Below are 18,885 nucleotides of genomic sequence, written 5' to 3' on the forward strand. Positions count from 1 at the left end.
TGAACGGTCCACGGGACAGGACGGGGGCGGGCCGGAGGGGCCGGACGCAGCCGTCCGGCCCCGGGGCGGTCACTGCTTCGGCAGCCAGGCCTTCCAGGTCGCCTCGTTCTCCTTCACCCACTTCTCGGCGGCCTTCTGCGCGGACATCCCGTCAGCGGCGACGTACTTGGCGACCAGGTTCTGCTGCTCGGTCGTCCACGTGAAGTTCTTCAGGAACTCCGCCGCGTCGCCGCCGTCCTTCGCGAAGTCCGCGTTCATCCACTTCTTCAGCGGCACGTCCGGGTAGGCGCAGGCGACGGCCTGCTTGTCGGCGTCACAACCCTCCTTGTACGGCGGCAGCTTCACCTCGACGAGGTCCATCGTCGCGTTCATCCACTGCGGGGTCCACCAGTAGGTGAGGAAGGGCTTCTTGTTCTTGTACAGCTGCTCCAGCTGCGCGAGGTGCGTGGCCTCGGCGCCCGCCTCGATCGGCTTGTAGTCCAGGCCGAGGTTCTTGATCAGGGCGTTGTCGTACGAGACGTAGGACGGGTCGCCCTTGATGAACTGGCCCTTGTCCCCGCTCTCCGGGGTCTTGAAGACGTCCGCGTACTTGTTGAGGTTCCTGTGGTCCGTGATGTCCGGCTTCTCGTCGGCCAGGTACTTCGGGACGAACCAGCCGATGTGGCCCGTCACGCCCAGCTCGCCGGCCGAAACGACGGACTTGTTGCCCTCGACGTAGCGCTTCTCCTCCTGGGGGTGGCCCCAGTCCTCCAGGATCGCGTCGATCTTGCCCTGGCTCATCGCGTCCCAGGCCGGGGTCTCGTCCATCTGCTGGGTCTTGACCTTGTACCCGAGTTCGTGCTCCAGCAGGTACGCGGCGACGGCCGTGTTGACCTCGGCGCCGACCCACGACGGGGTGTGCAGGCTCACCGTCTTGGAGTCGCCGCCCCGGGTCTCGGCGGCGCCGCAGGCGCTGACCGTGAGCAGGGCGAGGGCGCCGGTCGCCGCGAGGAGCGTTCTGGAACGGCGGGACCGGGCGCCCGGGCGCGGATCGGTGTGGGCGTGGCCGGTGCGGGCGATGTCGGTGCGGGCGATGTCGGTGCGGGTGCGTGCGGGCATGGTGGTGTGCCTTCCGGTTGACGGGGAGGGGGATGGTCGGGGACGGGCCGCTCAGTGCCGGGTGTCGGCCGAGGCGGTGCGGTCGGCGGGCTGGGTGAGCTTGTCGAGGGCCAGGCCCAGGCAGACGATGCCCGCGCCGGCGATCAGACCGGTGCCGAGTTCGCCCGCGGTGAGGCCCTTGACCACGTCGAAGCCGAGTGCCCCGCCGCCCACCAGGCCGCCGATGACGACGACGGCGAGGACGAGGACGACGCCCTGGTTCGCGGCGACCAGCAGCGCCGGGCGGGCGAGCGGCCACTGCACGTCGCGGATCTGCTGCCAGGTGGTGGCGCCCAGGGAGCGGGACACCTCCATGGTGGCGGGGCTGACCTGCCGCAGTCCCTGCGTGGTGACCCGCACCACGGCGGGCAGGGCGTACACGGCCGCCGCGGTGATCGCGGCGACCCGCCCCGCGTTGAAGAGCTGGACTACCGGGATGAGGTAGATGAACTGCGGCAGCGTCTGCATGGCGTCGAACACCGGGCGCAGCAGCCGTTCGACCGCCCGTACGCGGGCCGCGAGGATGCCGATCGCGAAGCCCAGGACCAGGGTGAGGGCGACGGCGACCAGGATCTGGGAGAGCGTGTACAGGGCCTTGTCCCAGATGCCGAGCACGCCGGTGCACCCCAGGGCGAGGACGGCGGTCAGGGCGCCCCGCCAGGTGCCGACGAGCAGGGCCACGGCACCGGCGAGCAGCAGCAGCGACCACCACGGCAGGGCCTGGAGGCCGTCGTTCAGCGGGTTGAGCACCCAGCTGGTGGCGTTGCCGGCCCACACGGAGGTGCCGCCGAACACGGGGACGTCCTGGTACACGCTGCCGACCAGCCAGTCGACGGCGGTGTTCAGCGGTGCGGCGATGTCCACCGTGGCCGCTTCGGGCCACTCGCCCAGGGCCCGGCCCGCCAGCAGGCCTCCGCCGGCCGCCGCGAGGGCGATACCGGTTCCCTTCCGGCCGACCGGGACGCCGCTGCGCGCCCCGGCCGCAGCCGTCGTCCGGTCGAGCCACACGGCGATGAGGACGATGGCCAGTCCGGCGGTGAGGCCCTGGCCGAAGTCGCGGGTCTTCAGCGCCTGGTACACGCTCTCGCCGAGACCGCCGGCGCCGACGACGGAGGCGATGACCACCATCGACAGGGCCATCATGATCGTCTGGTTCAGGCCGAGGAAGAGCTGCGGCCGGGCCATCGGCAGCCGTGCCGTCCGCAGCCGCTGCCACCGGGTCGCCCCGAGGGACCTGGAGGCCTCCAGGACGGCCGGGTCCGCGCCGCGCAGGCCCAGCGCGGTCATCCGGACCATCGGGGGTGCCGCGTAGATCACCGTCGTGATGAGCGCGGACGGGGTGCCGATGCCGAAGACCAGGACGAGCGGGAGCAGGTAGGCGAAGGACGGCAGGACCTGCATGGTGTCGAGGACCGGGCGCAGCATCCGCTGGGCGGTGTCGGACAGTCCGCAGGCCAGGCCGAGCAGGATGCCGACCGCGGACGCCACGGCGACGGACACCAGCATCAGGGCGAGGGTCTCGGTCGACTGCTCCCACAGGCCGAGGAGCCCGCAGCCGGCCAGGGAGGCGAAGGCGACGAGGGCCGGGCCGGCGCCTTTGCGGCCGGCGCCGCCCGCGTACCAGGCGAGTGCGGTGGCGGTGGTGAGCACGCCCGCCCAGCCGATGGCGGTGAGCAGGTCGTGGACCTGGGCGACCGAGTCGGTGGCCGCGTTGGACAGGTGCAGCAGGAAGTAGAGGAAGACGGGGTGGGTCTCGCGGTTGTCGACCACCCAGTCGGCGAAGGTGTCGAGCTGCGGGGCCAGGTCCAGGCGCAGTGCCTGCGGCCAGCCGCCGTCGGCGAGCAGGGCGGCGGTGGGCAGAAGCAGCGCCAGGACCAGCAGCACCGCCGGGGCGGCGGGGAGGGCCGGGCGCCAGGAGCGGCGGCTGCCCGCCTGCTCGGCGCGGCTGCGGCTGTTCCCCCCGGCGACGGGGGGGCGGGAGGTGGTGGCGGCGCTCATGCGGTCACCGGGTCCGTGTCGGTGTCCGTGGCGGCGGCCTGTCCCGCGCCGGCGGGCGTGCCCGGCTCCGTGCGTGCGGCGGGGACTGCGGGGACGGCCGCGCCCGTGCTGCCGCTGCCCGGTTCCAGGCCTGCCACGACGGCCAGCAGCCGCGCGTGGTCGACGACGCCGAGGAGTTCGCCGTCCGCCTCGATCCGGGCGGGGACGCCGTCCCGGGCGACCGCGGCGATGCCGTCGGCGACCGTGGCGTCCGGTGCGAGCACCGTGCCCCGTTCCGCCTCGTCGCCGATGGCCGGGCGCATCGCCCGGGACACGGGGACGATCTGCTCGCGCGGTACGTCGCGCACGAAGTCGCGGACGTAGTCGTCGGCGGGGCGGGTGACGATCTCCTCGGGCGTGCCGAGCTGCACGATGGCGCCGTCCCGCATGAGGGCGATGCGGTCGCCGAGCTTCAGGGCCTCCGCGAGGTCGTGGGTGATGAACACCATGGTGCGGCCCTCCTCCCGGTGGAGCCGGGCCACCTCCTCCTGCATGTCGCGGCGGATCAGCGGGTCGAGGGCGCTGAACGGCTCGTCGAACAGGAGGACTTCGGGGTCGGCCGCGAGGGCGCGGGCCAGGCCCACCCGCTGCTGCTGGCCGCCGGAGAGCTGGCTGGGGCGCCGCTCTTCGAGACCGGCCAGGCCGACCTTCTTGATGACCTCGCGGGCCTTCGCCCGCCGCTCGCCCTTCGCCACGCCCTGGATCTCCAGGCCGTACGCGACGTTGTCCAGGACGGTGCGGTGCGGCAGCAGGCCGAAGTGCTGGAAGACCATCGCGGCGCGGTGCCGGCGCAGCTCGCGCAGCCGGGCCGGGTCCATGGCGAGGACGTCCTCGCCGTCCATGGCGAGCTCGCCGGAGGTGGGCTCGATGAGCCGGGTGAGGCAGCGTACGAGGGTCGACTTGCCGGAGCCGGACAGGCCCATGACGACGAACACCTCGCCGCGGCGGACGTCGAAGGAGACGTCGCGGACGGCGGCCGTGCAGCCCGTCCGCTCGCGGATCTCGGCGGTCGACAGGGCGGCGAGGCCGGGGTCGGAGGGCACTCGGCCGGCCTTGGGCCCGAAGACCTTCCACAGGCCGCGGACGGAGAAGACGGGATCGTGGGGGGCCATCAGGCGGCCTCCTTCGGGTCGCCGGCCGGGGCAAGGAGGTCGGCGCACTTCTCCCCCACCATCAGGACGGCGATCATCGGGTTGACGGCGGGGATGGTGGGGAAGACGGACGCGTCGGCGATCCGTATGCCCTCCAGGCCGCGGATGGTCAGGTCGGGGGCGACGACGGCCATGGCGTCGTCCTCGGCGCCGATCCGGCAGGTGCCGGCCGGGTGGTACACGGTGTGCGCGGCCTTGCGGGCGTACTCGCTCAGCTCCTCGTCGCCGGTGACGTCGGGGCCGGGGCAGACCTCGCGGCCGAGCCAGGACGCCAGCGGTTCGGCCGCGGCGATCCTCCGGGCGATCCTGATGCCGTCGACGAGGGTGCGGGCGTCGTGGTCGTCCTCGTCGGTGAAGTAGCGGAAGTCCAGGGCCGGCTTGGCCTCGGGGTCGGCACTGGTCAGGTAGAGCCGGCCGCGGCTGCGGGGCTTGGGGATGTTCGGTGTCATCGACACGCCGTGCGCGGGCCGTTCGTAGCCCAGCCGCTCGGGGTTGTCGGTGAACGGCACCTGGTAGAAGTGGAACATCAGGTCGGGTCCGGCGGACTCCGGGTCGCGGCGTACGAACAGTCCGGCGTCGCTGTCCATCGCGGAGTTCTCGGGTATCGGACCGCGGGTCTCCCAGACGATCACGGACTCCGGGTGGTCGAGCAGGTTCTCGCCGACGCCCGGGAGGTCGTGGCGGACGTCGATGCCGAGTCCGGCCAGCTGCTCGCGCGGCCCGATGCCGGAGTGGAGCAGCAGCCGCGGCGTGTCCACCGCTCCGGCGCAGACGACCACCTCGCGGGAGGCCCGTACGACGAGTTCCTCGCCGTCGGCGGCGCGCGCCCGTACGCCGGTGGCGCGGACGCCGTCGAACTCCAGCCGGTACGCCCACGTCTCCAGCAGCAGGTGCAGGTTGGGCCGGTCCAGGTAGGGGTGCAGGTAGGCGACGGAGGCGGAGGAGCGCTTGTTGTCCTCCGGGTGGTAGGCGAGGTCGAAGAAGCCGACCCCCTCGTGGAAGGGCTTGCGGTTGAACCCCTCGACCTTGGGCACGCCGAGGGCTTCCTGCGCCGCGTCCACGAAGTCGCGGGCGATGGCGTTGCGGTCCTTCTCGTCGACCGGGACGATGTTGTTGAGGAGCTTGCCGAAGTACGGGTCCATCGACGCGGCGTCCCAGCCGTCGGCGCCCATCGCGGCCCACTCGGCCCAGTCGGACGGCAGCGGCTTGAACGCGATCAGCGTGTTGTGCGAGGAGCAGCCGCCGAGGACGCGGGCCCGGCTGTGCCTGATGTGGGAGTTGCCGCGCGGCTGTTCGGTGGTGGGGTAGTCGTAGTCCAGGTCGCCGCCGAGCAGGCCCATCCAGCGGCGCAGGGTGAGGACGTCGGGGCGGTCGACGTCGGACGGGCCGCCCTCGATGACGGCGACGGTGACGGCGGGGTCCTCCGTGAGGCGGGAGGCGATCACCGAACCGGCGGTGCCACCGCCGACGATGACGTAGTCGTAGGTGCGGTCGGACATCCTGTGTTCACTCCATGAAGCGTGGGGGCGTACGGGTGGCTGTTCCGGCTCCCGGGCGGTGCGGGCGCCGCACCCGCCGGGGCAGAGCGGGGGTCAGCCGGAGAACCACCGGACGGGGCGGGGCGCCAGGTTCTGGTAGACGTGCTTCGTCTCGCGGTACTCGGCGAGGCCGGACGGGCCGAGCTCGCGTCCCACGCCGGACTTGCCGAAGCCGCCCCATTCGGCCTGCGGGAGGTAGGGGTGGAAGTCGTTGATCCACACGGTGCCGTGGCGCAGCCGGCCGGCGACCCGGCGGGCCCGGGCCGCGTCCGCGGTCCAGACGGCTCCCGCAAGCCCGTACTCGGTGTCGTTCGCGAGAGCGACCGCCTCGTCCTCGGTGTGGAAGGTCTCCACCGTGAGGACGGGGCCGAAGACCTCCTCGCGGATCACGCGCATGCGCCGGTGGCAGCGGTCGAGGACGGTGGGCTCGTGGAAGTACCCGCCGGCGGGCCTGGTGGCGGAGGGCTCGGGGCGGCGTCCGCCGCTGCGCAGCACGGCCCCCTCGGCGAGCGCGGACGCGACGTACTCCTCGGTGCGCTCCAGCTGGGCCAGTGAGACGAGCGGGCCGCACTCGACGCCGTCCTCGGTGCCCCGGCCCAGCCTGATCCGGGCGGCCCGGCGGCTCAGCTCGGCCACGAAGCGCTCCCGTACCGACTCCTCGACGATCAGCCGGGAGCCGGCGGAGCAGACCTGCCCGCTGTGGATGAAGGCGGCGTTGAGGGCCTGGTCGACGGCGGTGTCGAAGCCCTCCGCGGTCCGGCAGGCGTCGGCGAAGACCACGTTCGGGTTCTTGCCGCCGAGCTCCAGGGCGACCTTCTTGACGCCGGGTGCCGCCGCCTGCGCGACCTTCACCCCGCTGGTGAGGCCGCCGGTGAACGAGACGAGGTCGACGTCGGGGTGCTCGGCGAGCCGGGCGCCGACCGTGTGGCCGGGGCCGGTGACGAGGTTCGCGACGCCGCTCGGGAGTCCGGCCTCGGCGAGCAGCGCGATCAGCGCGACGGTGCTGAGCGGGGTGATCTCGCTCGGCTTGACCACGAAGGTGTTGCCGGCGGCCAGGGCCGGCGCGATCTTCCAACTCGCCTGCAGAAGCGGGTAGTTCCAGGGCGTGATCATCGCGCACACGCCCACCGGCTCGTGGACGACGACGCTGTGCACGGTGTCACTGCCGGCGTCGACGACGCGGCCCGGCCCCTCGGCCAGGACCAGGTCGGCGAAGTAGCGGAAGGCGTCCGCGACGCAGTCGACGTCGGCTCGCCCCTCGGCGAGCGTCTTCCCGGCGTCGCGGCTCTCCAGGAGGGCCAGTTCCTCGCGGTCGCGGACCAGGAGCCCGGCGGTACGGCGCAGCAGCGCGGCCCGCTCGGCCACGGGGGTGCCCGGCCAGGCGCCGGAGTCGAAGGCGGCACGCGCCGCGGCGACGGCGGCGTCGGCGTCCTCCGCGCCGCCCTCGGCGACGACCGCGAAGGGCAGGCCGTCCGCCGGGTCGAGGATCTCCCGCGTCTCACCGCTGAGCGCGTCGCGCCAGGTGCCGTCCGCGTGAATGGTCGTTCGTGTCAACAACAGTTCGGTGCTTTCTGCTTCGAGCCGGTCCGCTCCGCCGTGCGGCTGCAAATGCGGCGCGGACCGCCGGCATGACAGGGCCGTGGGCCACGGGGTCCACCGGGACGGGACCCGCTCCGGGGCCGCCGCCGCCGGTGAGCCGGAGGGCGGGTACTGGTCATGCGGGCCGAACTTACCCAGCAGAAAGTGAAATCGCATGGGGCGCGGGCCTTGCCCTGGGCAGGCCGGAGTGCTATCCCCGCAGCCGCCTCCACTCGCCGCAAAGTGACAAAGTCAACAAGATGTTTGAGCAAATCGGTCGAAAGTGGCACGCAGTGGACTAGATAACGAAAAGATTACATCTTTGCTCAGTGCCACGTTCGCGATCGGAACGTTATGCCTTTGAGGGCGATTCGTGGGTTTGGCCGCGCCGGAACCGGACAAGCAGACCGTCGGCGCAGGGTACAAAGGGTCGTATGCACGAGCATCAGGAGACCGACCCGGCGCAGGACGACATCGAGGCCGTCACGCGCGCCGTACTGACGGCGTCCCGCCTGCTGGTGGCCGTGTCGGCACGGTCGCTGGCGACGGTCGAGGAGACCATCACCTTGCCGCAGTTCCGGATGCTCGTGGTCCTGTCGACCCGCGGGCCGTCCAAGCTGGTGGTGCTCGCGGAGCACCTCGGAGTCCAGCCGTCCACCGCCATGCGGATGGTGGACCGGCTGATCGCGGCCGGCCTGGTGAGCCGCCGGACCAACCCCGCCAACCGGCGTGAGACGGTGCAGAGCCTCACCGAGGAGGGTCAGCGGGTCGTCCGGCACGTGACCGCACGGCGCCGGGCGGAGATCACCGGCATCCTGCGCCGGCTCGACCCCTCCCAGCGCAGCGCCCTCGTCTCCGCGCTGAACGCCTTCAACGCCGCCGGCCGCGAACCGTCTTCCGGGGCCGGGGACGCCGATCCGCTCCCCCTGGGCTGGTCCGACCCCGCGGACGACACCCCGTAGGGGCCCCACGGGGGCAGCGCAGGGGCGCCGGCGGCTTCGCCCCCGCGAGGGAGGTGGCGGCGCTCAACCGCGGTGCTGCGGCTGGGTGTGCCTCGGGTAGTCGGAGTAGGCGGGGCAGTCGGGATTGCGGCAGGGGCCCTGCTCCCACACGGGGACGAAGACGCCGAGCGTCTTGTGCCGTCGCTTGATCACGGTGTCGACGTGCTGCTTGCACACCGGGCAGACAAGCACGCCTTGCGGCCCGGTCTCGTGCTGCGTTTTACCCATTCTTTAATGGTAGGGCGAGGGGAGGATCGCGGCAGCGGCTCCGGTCGGCGGCCGCGTACTCCTACTGCCGGCGCGGCGGGGGCGGAGGATCGGGAGGATCAGGAGGGGCGGGGGGTTGCCGGTCCTCCGCGTCACCGGCCGTCGGCGGCCGGGCCGGGGCCGGCAGGCGCAGGCTGAACACGATGGACACCGTGAGAATGGCGGCGATGACGGCCAGGCTGAGCGGGGAGGGGATCTCCGGGATCGACGGGCTGATCATCTTGTGGGACGCCTGGAGGATGAGCTTGACGCCGATGAAGGAGAGGATGACGGCGAGGCCGGTGTTGAGGTAGTGGAACCGGTCCAGGAGGCCCGCGAGCATGAAGTACAGGGCACGCAGGCCGAGGATCGCGAAGGCGTTGCTGGTGTAGACGATGAAGATGTCGTCGCTGACCGCGAGGACGGCCGGGACGCTGTCGACGGCGAAGATCAGGTCTGCCGCCTCGATCGCCACGACCACCGCGAGCAGCGGGGTCGCCACACGCTTGCCGGCCTCCCTGACGAAGAACTTCGTTCCCTCGTACTCGTCGCGGACCGGAACGATCCTCCTCAGCATCCGTACAGCGAGGCTACTGCCCGGGTCGAAGTCCTCCTCCTCTTTGAGGAGCTTGTAGGTGCTGTAGAAGAGGAGGGCGGCGAAGGCGAACAGGACGGCGGTGAAGCGGCTGACCGCGGCCACGCCGAGGGTGAGGAAGACGCCGCGGAAGACGAGGGCGCCGATCACTCCGAAGAACAGGACGCGGTGCTGGTAGGCGCGGGGGACCTTGAAGTAGCCGAAGATCACGGCGAAGACGAACAGGTTGTCGACCGACAGGCTCTTCTCCAGCAGCCACGCGGTCGTGTACTCGGTCCCGGCGGTCGTGCCGAGGACGAGGAAGACGACGCCGCCGAAGGCGAGCGCGAGGCCGACCCACAGCCCGCTCCAGGCGGCTGCCTCCTTGAACCCGATGACGTGGGCGCTGCGGTGGGCCAGCAGGTCGACCGCCAGCGAGACCACCACCGTCGCGGCGAACGCGATCCACAACCAGAGCGGCACATCGAGCACGCCGGTCACACTCCCCTGGGCGGCGCCGAACTCACCGACTCTGGCAATTCTGGTGCATGGCGCCCCTTGCGGCGCGGCGGGCGCTGCTCAGGGACGCAGAGCAGCACGCGGTGCACGCCCCGGCCGGCCCGCCCCGCGCCCGCCGGCACGGTGCCGGGTCGCGCTTTGCCGGTCCACGGCGTCTCAGGCCGGTTCACCGGCCGGGTCCGCACCCGTACCCGTACCTCTGCGGACGATCACCACAGGGCAGGGGGCATGCCTGGCGCACTGCTGGCTCACCGACCCCAGCGTCAGGCCGGCGAAGCCGCCCCGGCCGCGGCTGCCGACGACCAGCACCTCCGCTCCCTCGGCTGCCGCAAGGAGCACCTCGGCCGGGCGTCCTCGGACGAGGCGGTCTTCCATCCGTACGTCCGACCGCGCCTCCCGGGCCACAGTCCGCAGCTCCTCCCTCATCTTGGACCTCGCATGTGCGGCGTCGAAGTCGGCGTCCACCGCAGGAGCGGACCAGCCCACGCCGCCGGGCAGGTCGTAGGCCGCGACGGCATCGACGTGACCGCCGATGACGGCTGCGTACCGGACCGCCCAGCGCAGTGCCTCGTATGAGGGCTCGGAGCCGTCGATGCCCACCACGACGCGGAGGCCCAGGCCTGTGCCGGCCATGATGACCGCCTCCTTCCGGGTCATGTGGCCTGCCCCTGCCCACCGGAGGTGGGTCCACCCCTTTCCGGCTCGGGGGAGTACGCCCCACCGTCTCGCCCCGGACTCCGCCGCACCTACCCGGTGGTCGCGTCCCCGTTCCGGCGGCCGGCCGAGGGCTTGCGGTCCGGCGGCTCTCCGCCGGCCGCGGGCCGGATCCGGACCTCCTCGATGACGTCCTTGTCGACCGCGGTGACCTCGACCGCCCAACGCCCGACCCCGACGGCGGAGCCCGGTTCGGGGAGGCGGCCCAGCCTGTGCAGGACCAGGCCGGCCACGGTGGTGTAGGGGCCGGCTTCCCCGAGGTCGGACGGATCGATCCCGAGGTCGGGCAGGCCGCGGACGGGGAAGGAGCCGGGTGCCAGCCAGGAGCCGTCCGGCTGGGGGATCACGTCCTGGCTGTCGCGGACCGTCTCGTCGTAGATCTCCCCGACGATCTCTGCCAGCAGGTCCTCCAGGGTGACGATGCCCTCCACCGACCCGTGCTCGTCGGTGACGAGGGCGAACTGCTGCCGGTCCGCCTGGAAGCGGCGCAGCGCCTCGGTGACCTTCATGTACTCCGTGAAGACGGTGGCCGGGCGTGCCAGGTCACCCACCGGGGTGTCGTCCTCGCTGGTGGTCACGTCCTTGATGTGGACCACGCCGACGACTTCCTCGAAGCCGGCCGCCGTGACCACCGGTGCCCGCGAGTGCCCTGCACGGGCGAGCTCGGTGCGGGCCCGGGCCGCCGAGACCTCCGACGAGAGGGTGAACACGGCGCGGCGCGGAACGAGTGCCACGCGGAGCGTCCGCTCGTGGATCTCCAGGGCGCTGGAGATGATGGTGCGCTGTTCCGGGGTCAGTCCCCGGTGGCTGACCACCATGTCGCGGAGCTCCTCCGGGGTGGGCGGCTGGCTGCCTGCCTTCGGATCGCCTCCCAGGAGCCTGACCAGGAGGTTCGTCGTCTCGCCGAGCGACCAGACGACGGGACGGGCCAGCGTCGCCAGAGCGTTCAGCGGTGTGGCGGCGATGAGCGACCAGCGCTGCGGGTACTGCATCGCGAGGCGTTTGGGTGCCAGCTCTCCGACGACCAGGGTGACGAAGGTGAGCAGCGCGGTGACCAGGGCCACGGCGAGCGGGGCTGCGGCCCGGCCCGCGAATGCCAGGAGGGGCACGAGCGGCTCCGCCAGGGACACGGCGGCGGTGGCCGAGGCGAGGAAGCCTGCCAGGGTGATGCCGATCTGGATGGTGGCGAGATAGCGGTTGGGGTCGTCCGTCAGCCGGACGAGGCGGGCTGCCGCGGCGGACCCGTCTTTCCGGCGCAGCCTGCGCAGCTGGCTTTCGCGCAGGGAGACGAGGGCGATCTCGGTGCCCGCGAAGAGCGCGTTGAGGACGATGAGGGCGGCGATGAGCGCGATGTCCCACCCGTATCCGTTCAGCGCCCTGCCCTCCGCTCTCGGTCCGGGGAGTGGGCCGGTCCCGACTCCGGCGGCTGCTGCATCCGTCTCCGGCGGCTGGATCCGGACCGGCCGATCCGCGCGGCCGGACCCCGGGCGGCCCGCTTCCACCGGCCGGAAGAGGCAAGCCATGATGTCACCCCGGCTGATGTCGGAGCCGGTGACCACGCCGACGACCGCCTCGCCCTCCATGGCGACAGCACGGTGGGCCGGACTGCACTGCGGGACGGGCCGCGGACGCCGGTCGGCGGTCGGCGGTCGGCGGTCGGCGGCACGCGGGTGGGCACCCGAACCCTCCGGTCCGCCGGCTCGCTGCCGGGCGACGGCGTGCGCGTGTCCTCCCGGCCTTCCGGGGTAGGCGCCGCTGGAACCCACCGGGGCCGGGATTGGGGCTTCCAACGCGGCGACCCGCCCGTCGACCGGGCGGAGCGGGACGAGCTCAGCGCGTGGCAGCCGGGCAGAGCACCGGACGGCACCCGGTCGCGACACACCGCAAGGTGAAAGGAGCACCGACATGACCAGCACTGTCGAAGAGATGCTCGCCACCCATCCGGCCGACCTCGGGTCCATCGACCAGGCGAAGCTCACGCGTTGCATCGAGGAGTGCATCGCGTGCGCGCAGGCCTGCACGGCCTGCGCGGACGCGTGTCTGTCCGAGGGCATGGTGAGCGAGCTGACCAAGTGCATCCGCACGGACATGGACTGCGCCGACATCTGCACCGCCACCGCGGCCGTACTCTCCCGGCACACCGGCTACGACGCCAACGTCACCGGCGCGATCCTCACGGCATGCGCCGCGGTGTGCAAGGCCTGCGGCGACGAGTGTGCCTCGCACGCCGACGCCCACGAGCACTGCCGCGTCTGTGCCGGGGCGTGCAGGTCGTGCGAGGAGGCGTGCAACGAGCTGCTGGCTGTCCTCGGCTGAAACCGGAGTCCCGCAGTCCGGGCGCCGCCGGGCAGCCGCCGCGGGTGTTCGGGCATGCCCTGCCCTACCGCACGAGGCGGCCACGCTCCCGGGAGCCCCGGACTCGGGACCGCCGCCGACCGCCGCACCCCTGTATCCAGGCCGTTGCGGCGAAAACCTCCCCCCGCCCGTCGAAGAGATAACTTTTACGTCGCAAATCTGGCACAGAGCAAATGCGTTGCGTTCTCGTTACCAACGGCCGCACCAGGGGGAGATATCCGGACATATCCGTACGCCGATTGGGTGCCGAATGGTTTCCTCGGCACCGAATCGGTTCGCGCGAATATCACAGTCAACACCCACAGCAAAAGCCCTACGCCGCATGTCATTTCGTCCGCTGCTGGGTAACTTCGGCCCGCATGACCACTGCTCATGCAGACCCGGCATCCCTCCGAACACCGCTCCGCTCCCCTTCCGGCCTGCGCCTGGACCGCCCCGGGCCCGAGGACGGCCCCGCTCTGTGGCGACTGGCACGCGAGGCGAAAACCCTGGACGTGAACTCCGTCTACAGCTATCTGCTCTGGTGCCGTGACTTCGCCGGCACCTCCGCCGTCGCCCGTGACCGCACCGGGCGAGTCATGGGATTCGTGACCGGCTACGTCCGTCCCGATGCTCCGGGCACCCTGTTCATCTGGCAGATCGCGGTCGACGAGTCCGTGCGCGGTCTGGGCGTCGGCGGGGCGCTGCTCGACGGGCTCTCCCTGCGTGTCGCCACCGAGCACGGCATCGACCGCCTGGAGACCACCATCACCCCCGGGAACGCCGCGTCCGAGCGGCTCTTCACCTCGTACGCCGAGCGGCACGGCGCCCGCGTCACGCGGGAGACCCTCTTCCCCGCGGACCGGTTCGCCGACTGCCGGCACGAGTCCGAGGTGCTCCACCGCATCGCGCCCCTGTCCTTCTGAACCGCCCGCGCACCGCGGGCACCGAACCGGCGCCGGCTCACGAGGCAGTCGGTATCCCCACACCTCTGGAGAAAGAATCTTGACCACGACAGCACCTGGCCGGACCGTCTTCGACGCCGTGGAGTCGGAGGTGCGCAGCTACTGCCGCGCCTGGCCGGTCGTCTTCGACCGTGCGGAAGGAAGCCGGATCCACGACGAACAGGGCCGCACCTACCTCGACTTCTTCGCCGGCGCGGGCTCGCTGAACTACGGCCACAACAATCCCGTCCTCAAGCGCGCCCTGCTCGACTACATCGGGCGGAACGGGATCACCCACGCCCTGGACATGTCGACCACGGCCAAGCGCGCCTTCCTGGAGACGTTCCACTCGGCGGTGCTCGAACCCCGAGGGCTGCCGTACAAGGTCATGTTCCCGGGCCCGACCGGCACCAACGCCGTCGAGGCGGCCCTGAAACTCGCCCGCAAGGCCAAGGGGCGCGAGGCCGTCGTGTCGTTCACCAACGCGTTCCACGGCATGTCGCTGGGCTCGCTCGCGGTGACCGGCAACGCCTTCAAGCGTGCCGGGGCCGGCATCCCCCTCGTGCACACCACTCCCATGCCGTTCGACAACTACCTGAACGGGAGGGTTCCGGACTTCCTCTGGTTCGAGCGCCTGCTGGAGGACCAGGGCTCCGGTTTCAACCACCCCGCCGCGGTGATCGTGGAGACCGTCCAGGGCGAGGGCGGGGTCAACGTCGCGCGCGCCGAGTGGCTGCGCGGTCTGGCCGACCTGTGCCGGCGGCGCGACATGCTGCTGATCGTCGACGACGTCCAGATGGGCTGCGGCCGCACCGGCGGGTTCTTCTCCTTCGAGGAGGCCGGGATCGTCCCCGACATCGTCACGGTGTCCAAATCCATCAGCGGGTACGGGCTGCCCATGGCCCTGTGCCTGTTCAAGCCCGAGCTCGACCTGTGGGAGCCGGGCGAGCACAACGGCACCTTCCGCGGCAACAACCCCGCCTTCGTCACCGCGACGGCCGCCCTGGAGACCTACTGGCGCGACGGAGCCCTGCGCGAACACACCCTGGTCAACGGCGGGCGGATCGAGCGGTCCCTGCGCGAGCTGTGCGCGGAGCACGGACGGCTCGGCGCCACGTACCGCGGGCGCGGCCTGGTCTGGGGCCTGGAGTTCACCCACAAGGAGCGCGCCGCTGCCGTGTGCCGCAAGGCGTTCGAACACGGCCTGCTCATCGAGACCTCGGGCCCCCAGGACGAAGTGGTCAAGCTGCTGCCGCCCCTCACCGTCACCGCGAGCGAACTGGACGAAGGGCTGGGCATCCTCGCCCGTGCCGTCCGCGACACCGCCTGACCACCGGCCGCGACCCCGCACCTCACCACGAAAGGCACCTGCACCGTGATCGTTCGATCGTTCCGGGACATCGAGGGCACCGACCGCCATGTGAAGTCCGCCTCCGGGACCTGGGAGAGCAAACGCATCATCCTGGCCAGGGAACGCGTCGGCTTCTCCCTCCACGAGACCGTGCTCTACGCCGGCACCGAGACCTCCATGTGGTACGCGAACCACGTCGAGGCCGTGGTGTGCCTGGACGGCGAGGCAGAACTCACCGACGAGGAGACGGGCGAGACCCACGCCATCACGCCGGGAACCATGTACCTGCTTGACGGCCACGAGCGCCACACCCTGCGCGTGAAGCGGGAGTTCCGCTGCCTGTGCGTCTTCAACCCGCCCGTCACCGGGCGCGAGGACCACGACGACAACGGGGTCTACCCGCTGCTCACCGAACCGGACCCGGCCTGACGTGCCCGGCCTGCCCGATCTGATCGCCGGCCGACCGGCCTCCGCCGAAAGGAACGAGGACAGCACCACCATGAGCACTGCTTCCGCCCGCGCCACCACCGACCTCTACCCCACCCGGGGGGCCGAGGAGGCCTTCATCGGGCGCAAGGACCCCGTCGTGTGGTCCGAGCCCGGAACCGCGGGCCCGTTCTGGGCCCGGGAGCTCGAACAGTTCGACCGCGACGGCTTCCTCTCCGTCGAGCAGCTCATCACCCCCGCCGAGGTGGACACCTACCGGACCGAGATGGAGCGCCTGCTGTCCGACCCCGCCGTGCGTGCCGACGACCGGTCCATCGTCGAGCCCAAGTCCGGCTCCGTGCGCTCCGTGTTCGAGGTCCACCGGATCAGCGAGGTCTTCGCCGGCCTGGCGGCCGACCCGCGGGTCGCGGACCGGGCGCGGCAGATCCTCGGGTCCGACGTGTACGTGCACCAGTCCCGCATCAACCTCAAGCCCGGATTCGGCGCCAGCGGCTTCTACTGGCACTCCGACTTCGAGACCTGGCACGCCGAGGACGGGCTGCCGAACATGCGCACCGTCTCGGTGTCCATCGCGCTGACGCCGAACTACGCCACCAACGGCGGACTCATGATCATGCCCGGATCGCACCGGACCTTCCTGGGCTGCGCCGGCGAGACCCCCGAGGACAACTACAAGCGGTCACTCCAGATGCAGGTGGCCGGCACCCCCTCCGACGAGGCGCTCTCCACGTTCGCCTCGGCCTGCGGCATCCGGCTGTTCACCGGTGAGGCAGGCTCCGCCACCTGGTTCGACTGCAACGCGATGCACGGCTCCGGCGACAACATCACCCCGTTCCCGCGCAGCAACGTCTTCCTCGTGTTCAACAGCGTGGAGAACCGCCCCGTCCAGCCCTTCGCCGCCCCCGTACGACGCCCCTCGTACATCGCGTCGCGCGACTTCACACCCGTCGGCTGAACCGGGCCGCGCCCCAGGACGCACACCCGGTCCCGGGCCGTCGGCCCGTCTGCCGCGGCCCGCACCGGGCGACCGTCCCCACCTCGGAGAAAGGAACCCCTGATGCCCCGGCCCGCCCACCCCAGCCGCAGACGACTGCTCTCCCGTGCAGCGCTGCTCACCGGTGCCGCGCTGCTTCCGCCCCTGACCACCGCGTGCAGCAGGACCGAACCGGGCACCGGAGCCCCCGACGGGGACGCCGCCCTGCTGGACGGACTGCGCGAACAGGGCTTCGTCCGGGTCGGGTTCGCCGGGGAGGCCCCGTTCGGCTTCCAGGACGGCGGCACGCTCGCCGGGGAGGCCCCCACCCTGCACCGGGAGATCTTCACCGCGCTGGGCGTGCCCGAGCTGCGGCCCGCCCTGACGGACTTCGGCGCACTGATCCCCGGGCTCCTCGCCGGACGGTTCGACGTGGTCAGCGCGGGCATGGCCATCACCCCCGAACGGTGCGCCAAGGTGATCTTCTCCGAGCCGGAGTTCGTCTCCCCCACCGCGCTGATGGTGCGCAAGGGCAACCCGCACGGGCTGTCCGACCTGAAGTCCTGCGCGGAGCAGGGCGTGGCGGTGGGGGTGCTCACCGCGGCCGTGGAAGCCGCGTACGCGAAGGCCGCAGGCGTCTCCCCCTCGGCGGTGAAGGCGCTCGCCAAGCAGCAGGACGGCCTCGACGCCCTGGTCGCCGGGCGGATCGACGCCTTCGCCCTGACCGGCATCTCGCTGCGCTGGCTCGCCAAGGTCAACCAGGCGGCCCCGGTGGAGGTGCTGGAGCCGTTCGTGCCCGAGCTGGAGGGGAAGCCCAGGTACAGCCCGGGCGGGGCGGTCTTCCGCCCGGGTGCCGGTGCGCTGAGGGACGCCTTCAACCGGGAACTCGCCGGCATCACCGGCGATCCGGCGCGGTACGTGCGGCTGCTCGGCAGGTACGGCTTCACCGAGCGCGAGGTGCCTCCGGCGTCCCTGCGTACGGCCGACCTCTGCCGGGCGTGACGGACGGGGCCTCGTATGAACGAGTTCTTCGACGAGTTCGTCCGAGCGGCGCCCCGGGTCGCGGACGGACTGTGGACCACCGTCCTCGCCACCGTGCTGGGGGCCGCCGCTGCCCTGGCGGTGGCGTTCGCGCTCGGTCTGCCCGCCGGCTCGCCGAAACGCTCGGTGCGCGCTCCGGCCCGCCTGGCCGTGGAGTTCCTGCGCGGGACCTCGCTCTACGTCCAGCTGTTCTGGCTGTTCTTCGCCCTGCCGGTCCTCGGCTTCCGCCTGGAGCCGCTGGCCTGCGGAGTGCTCGCCCTCGGCCTGAACTTCGGCGCGTACGGCGCGGAGGTCGTCCGCGGAGCGGTGAGCGCGGTGCCGCCCACCCAGTCGGAAGCCGCGGTCGCCCTCGGGATGGGGCGTTGGCTGCGGCTGCGGCGGGTGGTCCTGCCCCAGGCGGCGGTGCTGATGATCCCGCCCTTCGGGAACCTCCTCATCCAGTTGCTGAAGGCGACCCCGCTGCTGTCGCTGATCACCGTTTCCGACCTCACCTTCCAGCTGGACCAGCTCCGCTCCGCGACCGGGGACACCGCCACCGCGTACCTGACCCTGCTGCTGATGTACTTCGCCCTCGCGGCACTCCTGTCCTCCGGCATGAACCTCCTGGAGTCGGCAGCGGCAGCCCGGCTGGGGCGGCGGCCCGAAGGCGGTGAGGCCTGATGTGGTCGTGGGACACGGCACGGGACGGCCTGCCCGCGGTGCTCCAGGGGTTCGGGCTCACCCTCACGGCGACCGCACTCGGCTCGGTGCTCGCACTGCTCCTCGGCCTGGCGGTCGCGCTCCTGCTGCGCGCACGCACCCGATGGATCACGCTGCCCGTCGCCGCGGCGACCGGGTTCATCCGCTCCACCCCGCTGCTGGTGCAGCTGTTCGCCGTCTGGGTGCTCGTCCCCGGCGGCGACGCCCTCACCCTGGGGACCGCCGTACTGGGCGTCCACTACGCGGCGTACACGGCCCAGGTCTACCGGGCCGGAATCGACTCCGTGCCCCGCGGGCAGTGGGAGGCGTGCGTCGCCCTGTCCCTGCCGCGCAGGCGCGTGTGGAGGGCTGTGGTGATACCGCAGGCGGTACGCAACGTGCTGCCGTCCCTCGGCAACTACGTCATCTCGATGTTCAAGGAAACGCCCTACCTGGCGGTGATCGCCGTGCCGGAGATGGTCCACCGCGCGAACGAGTACGGCAGCACCCACTTCGCCTACCTGGAGGCCTACACCACGGCTGCGGTGGTCTTCCTGCTGGCGAGCTGCCCCACCGCCCTGCTGATGCGACGTCTGGAGAAGCGACTTGCCCACTGACCCGA

General features: G+C 71.8%; 18 protein-coding genes. 9 read left to right on the forward strand and 9 right to left on the reverse strand.

The features are described 5' to 3' along the window. Positions 1-69 precede the first annotated feature (69 nt). The 5 genes from MUK52_RS05555 to MUK52_RS05575 all read right to left on the reverse strand — a co-directional run bounded on the left by MUK52_RS05555 (position 70) and on the right by MUK52_RS05575 (position 7,420). Positions 70-1,098, reverse strand: coding sequence for an ABC transporter substrate-binding protein (locus MUK52_RS05555; protein WP_284574927.1), 1,029 nt, complete (start codon positions 1,096-1,098; stop codon positions 70-72). A 51-nt stretch (positions 1,099-1,149) separates the two neighbouring features. After that, positions 1,150-3,135, reverse strand: a complete 1,986-nt coding sequence (locus MUK52_RS05560; RefSeq protein ID WP_114054928.1) for an ABC transporter permease — start codon at positions 3,133-3,135, stop codon at positions 1,150-1,152. Further along, positions 3,132-4,286, reverse strand: coding sequence for a quaternary amine ABC transporter ATP-binding protein (locus MUK52_RS05565; protein WP_284574928.1), 1,155 nt, complete (start codon positions 4,284-4,286; stop codon positions 3,132-3,134). Before MUK52_RS05565 ends, MUK52_RS05560 begins: the two co-directional genes overlap by 4 nt. Beyond that, positions 4,286-5,824, reverse strand: coding sequence for a GMC family oxidoreductase (locus tag MUK52_RS05570; RefSeq protein ID WP_114054926.1), 1,539 nt, complete (start codon positions 5,822-5,824; stop codon positions 4,286-4,288). Before MUK52_RS05570 ends, MUK52_RS05565 begins: the two co-directional genes overlap by 1 nt. A gap of 93 nt (positions 5,825-5,917) precedes the next feature. Next, positions 5,918-7,420 (reverse strand): aldehyde dehydrogenase family protein, encoded by a 1,503-nt coding sequence (locus MUK52_RS05575; RefSeq protein ID WP_284574929.1) that lies wholly within the window; start codon positions 7,418-7,420, stop codon positions 5,918-5,920. Positions 7,421-7,875: 455 nt separating this feature from the next. Between MUK52_RS05575 and MUK52_RS05580 the strand changes: the two genes are divergently transcribed. Then, a complete protein-coding gene (locus MUK52_RS05580; protein WP_114054924.1) occupies positions 7,876-8,403 on the forward strand; it encodes a MarR family winged helix-turn-helix transcriptional regulator in 528 nt (175 codons plus the stop codon). 63 nt (positions 8,404-8,466) lie between these two features. Here the strand turns inward: MUK52_RS05580 and MUK52_RS05585 are convergent, their stop codons facing one another. The 4 genes from MUK52_RS05585 to MUK52_RS05600 all read right to left on the reverse strand — a co-directional run bounded on the left by MUK52_RS05585 (position 8,467) and on the right by MUK52_RS05600 (position 12,078). Next, the gene (locus MUK52_RS05585) at positions 8,467-8,670 is read right to left on the reverse strand and encodes a hypothetical protein (protein ID WP_114054923.1); all 204 of its coding nucleotides are present in this window, start codon (positions 8,668-8,670) and stop codon (positions 8,467-8,469) included. A 61-nt stretch (positions 8,671-8,731) separates the two neighbouring features. Beyond that, positions 8,732-9,754 carry a TerC family protein gene (locus MUK52_RS05590; RefSeq protein WP_114054922.1) on the reverse strand — a complete coding sequence of 341 codons (1,023 nt, stop codon included), beginning with the start codon at positions 9,752-9,754 and terminating at the stop codon, positions 8,732-8,734. Between the two features lie 183 nt (positions 9,755-9,937). Continuing rightward, the gene (locus MUK52_RS05595; RefSeq protein ID WP_114058566.1) at positions 9,938-10,414 is read right to left on the reverse strand and encodes a universal stress protein; all 477 of its coding nucleotides are present in this window, start codon (positions 10,412-10,414) and stop codon (positions 9,938-9,940) included. Positions 10,415-10,527: 113 nt separating this feature from the next. Further along, entirely contained in the window at positions 10,528-12,078 is a 1,551-nt protein-coding gene (locus tag MUK52_RS05600; RefSeq protein WP_284574930.1) for a hemolysin family protein, read from the reverse strand. A 322-nt stretch (positions 12,079-12,400) separates the two neighbouring features. On the opposite strand from MUK52_RS05600, the gene MUK52_RS05605 reads away from it, so the two are divergent. The 8 genes from MUK52_RS05605 (at position 12,401) to ehuD (ending at position 18,880) form a co-directional block, all read left to right on the forward strand. Next, entirely contained in the window at positions 12,401-12,811 is a 411-nt protein-coding gene (locus tag MUK52_RS05605) for a four-helix bundle copper-binding protein (protein WP_114054921.1), read from the forward strand. Between the two features lie 398 nt (positions 12,812-13,209). Next, positions 13,210-13,755 (forward strand): diaminobutyrate acetyltransferase, encoded by a 546-nt coding sequence (gene ectA, locus MUK52_RS05610; RefSeq protein ID WP_284574931.1) that lies wholly within the window; start codon positions 13,210-13,212, stop codon positions 13,753-13,755. A gap of 79 nt (positions 13,756-13,834) precedes the next feature. Further along, complete coding sequence (gene ectB / locus MUK52_RS05615; RefSeq protein ID WP_114054919.1) at positions 13,835-15,103, forward strand: diaminobutyrate--2-oxoglutarate transaminase; 1,269 nt, start codon at positions 13,835-13,837, stop codon at positions 15,101-15,103. Between the two features lie 45 nt (positions 15,104-15,148). Beyond that, complete coding sequence (locus MUK52_RS05620) at positions 15,149-15,553, forward strand: ectoine synthase (protein ID WP_114054918.1); 405 nt, start codon at positions 15,149-15,151, stop codon at positions 15,551-15,553. A gap of 70 nt (positions 15,554-15,623) precedes the next feature. Continuing rightward, on the forward strand, positions 15,624-16,526 hold the full coding sequence (thpD, locus tag MUK52_RS05625; RefSeq protein WP_114058564.1) for an ectoine hydroxylase: 903 nt from the start codon (positions 15,624-15,626) through the stop codon (positions 16,524-16,526). A gap of 102 nt (positions 16,527-16,628) precedes the next feature. Further along, a complete protein-coding gene (gene ehuB, locus MUK52_RS05630) occupies positions 16,629-17,546 on the forward strand; it encodes an ectoine/hydroxyectoine ABC transporter substrate-binding protein EhuB (protein WP_284574933.1) in 918 nt (305 codons plus the stop codon). 15 nt (positions 17,547-17,561) lie between these two features. Continuing rightward, on the forward strand, positions 17,562-18,245 hold the full coding sequence (ehuC, locus tag MUK52_RS05635; RefSeq protein ID WP_114054916.1) for an ectoine/hydroxyectoine ABC transporter permease subunit EhuC: 684 nt from the start codon (positions 17,562-17,564) through the stop codon (positions 18,243-18,245). Beyond that, positions 18,245-18,880, forward strand: coding sequence for an ectoine/hydroxyectoine ABC transporter permease subunit EhuD (gene ehuD / locus MUK52_RS05640; RefSeq protein ID WP_284574934.1), 636 nt, complete (start codon positions 18,245-18,247; stop codon positions 18,878-18,880). Before ehuC ends, ehuD begins: the two co-directional genes overlap by 1 nt. Positions 18,881-18,885 lie beyond the last annotated feature (5 nt).

The sequence above is a fragment of the Streptomyces sp. 2P-4 genome (genome assembly GCF_030167965.1).
GTDB lineage: Bacteria > Actinomycetota > Actinomycetes > Streptomycetales > Streptomycetaceae > Streptomyces > Streptomyces globosus_A.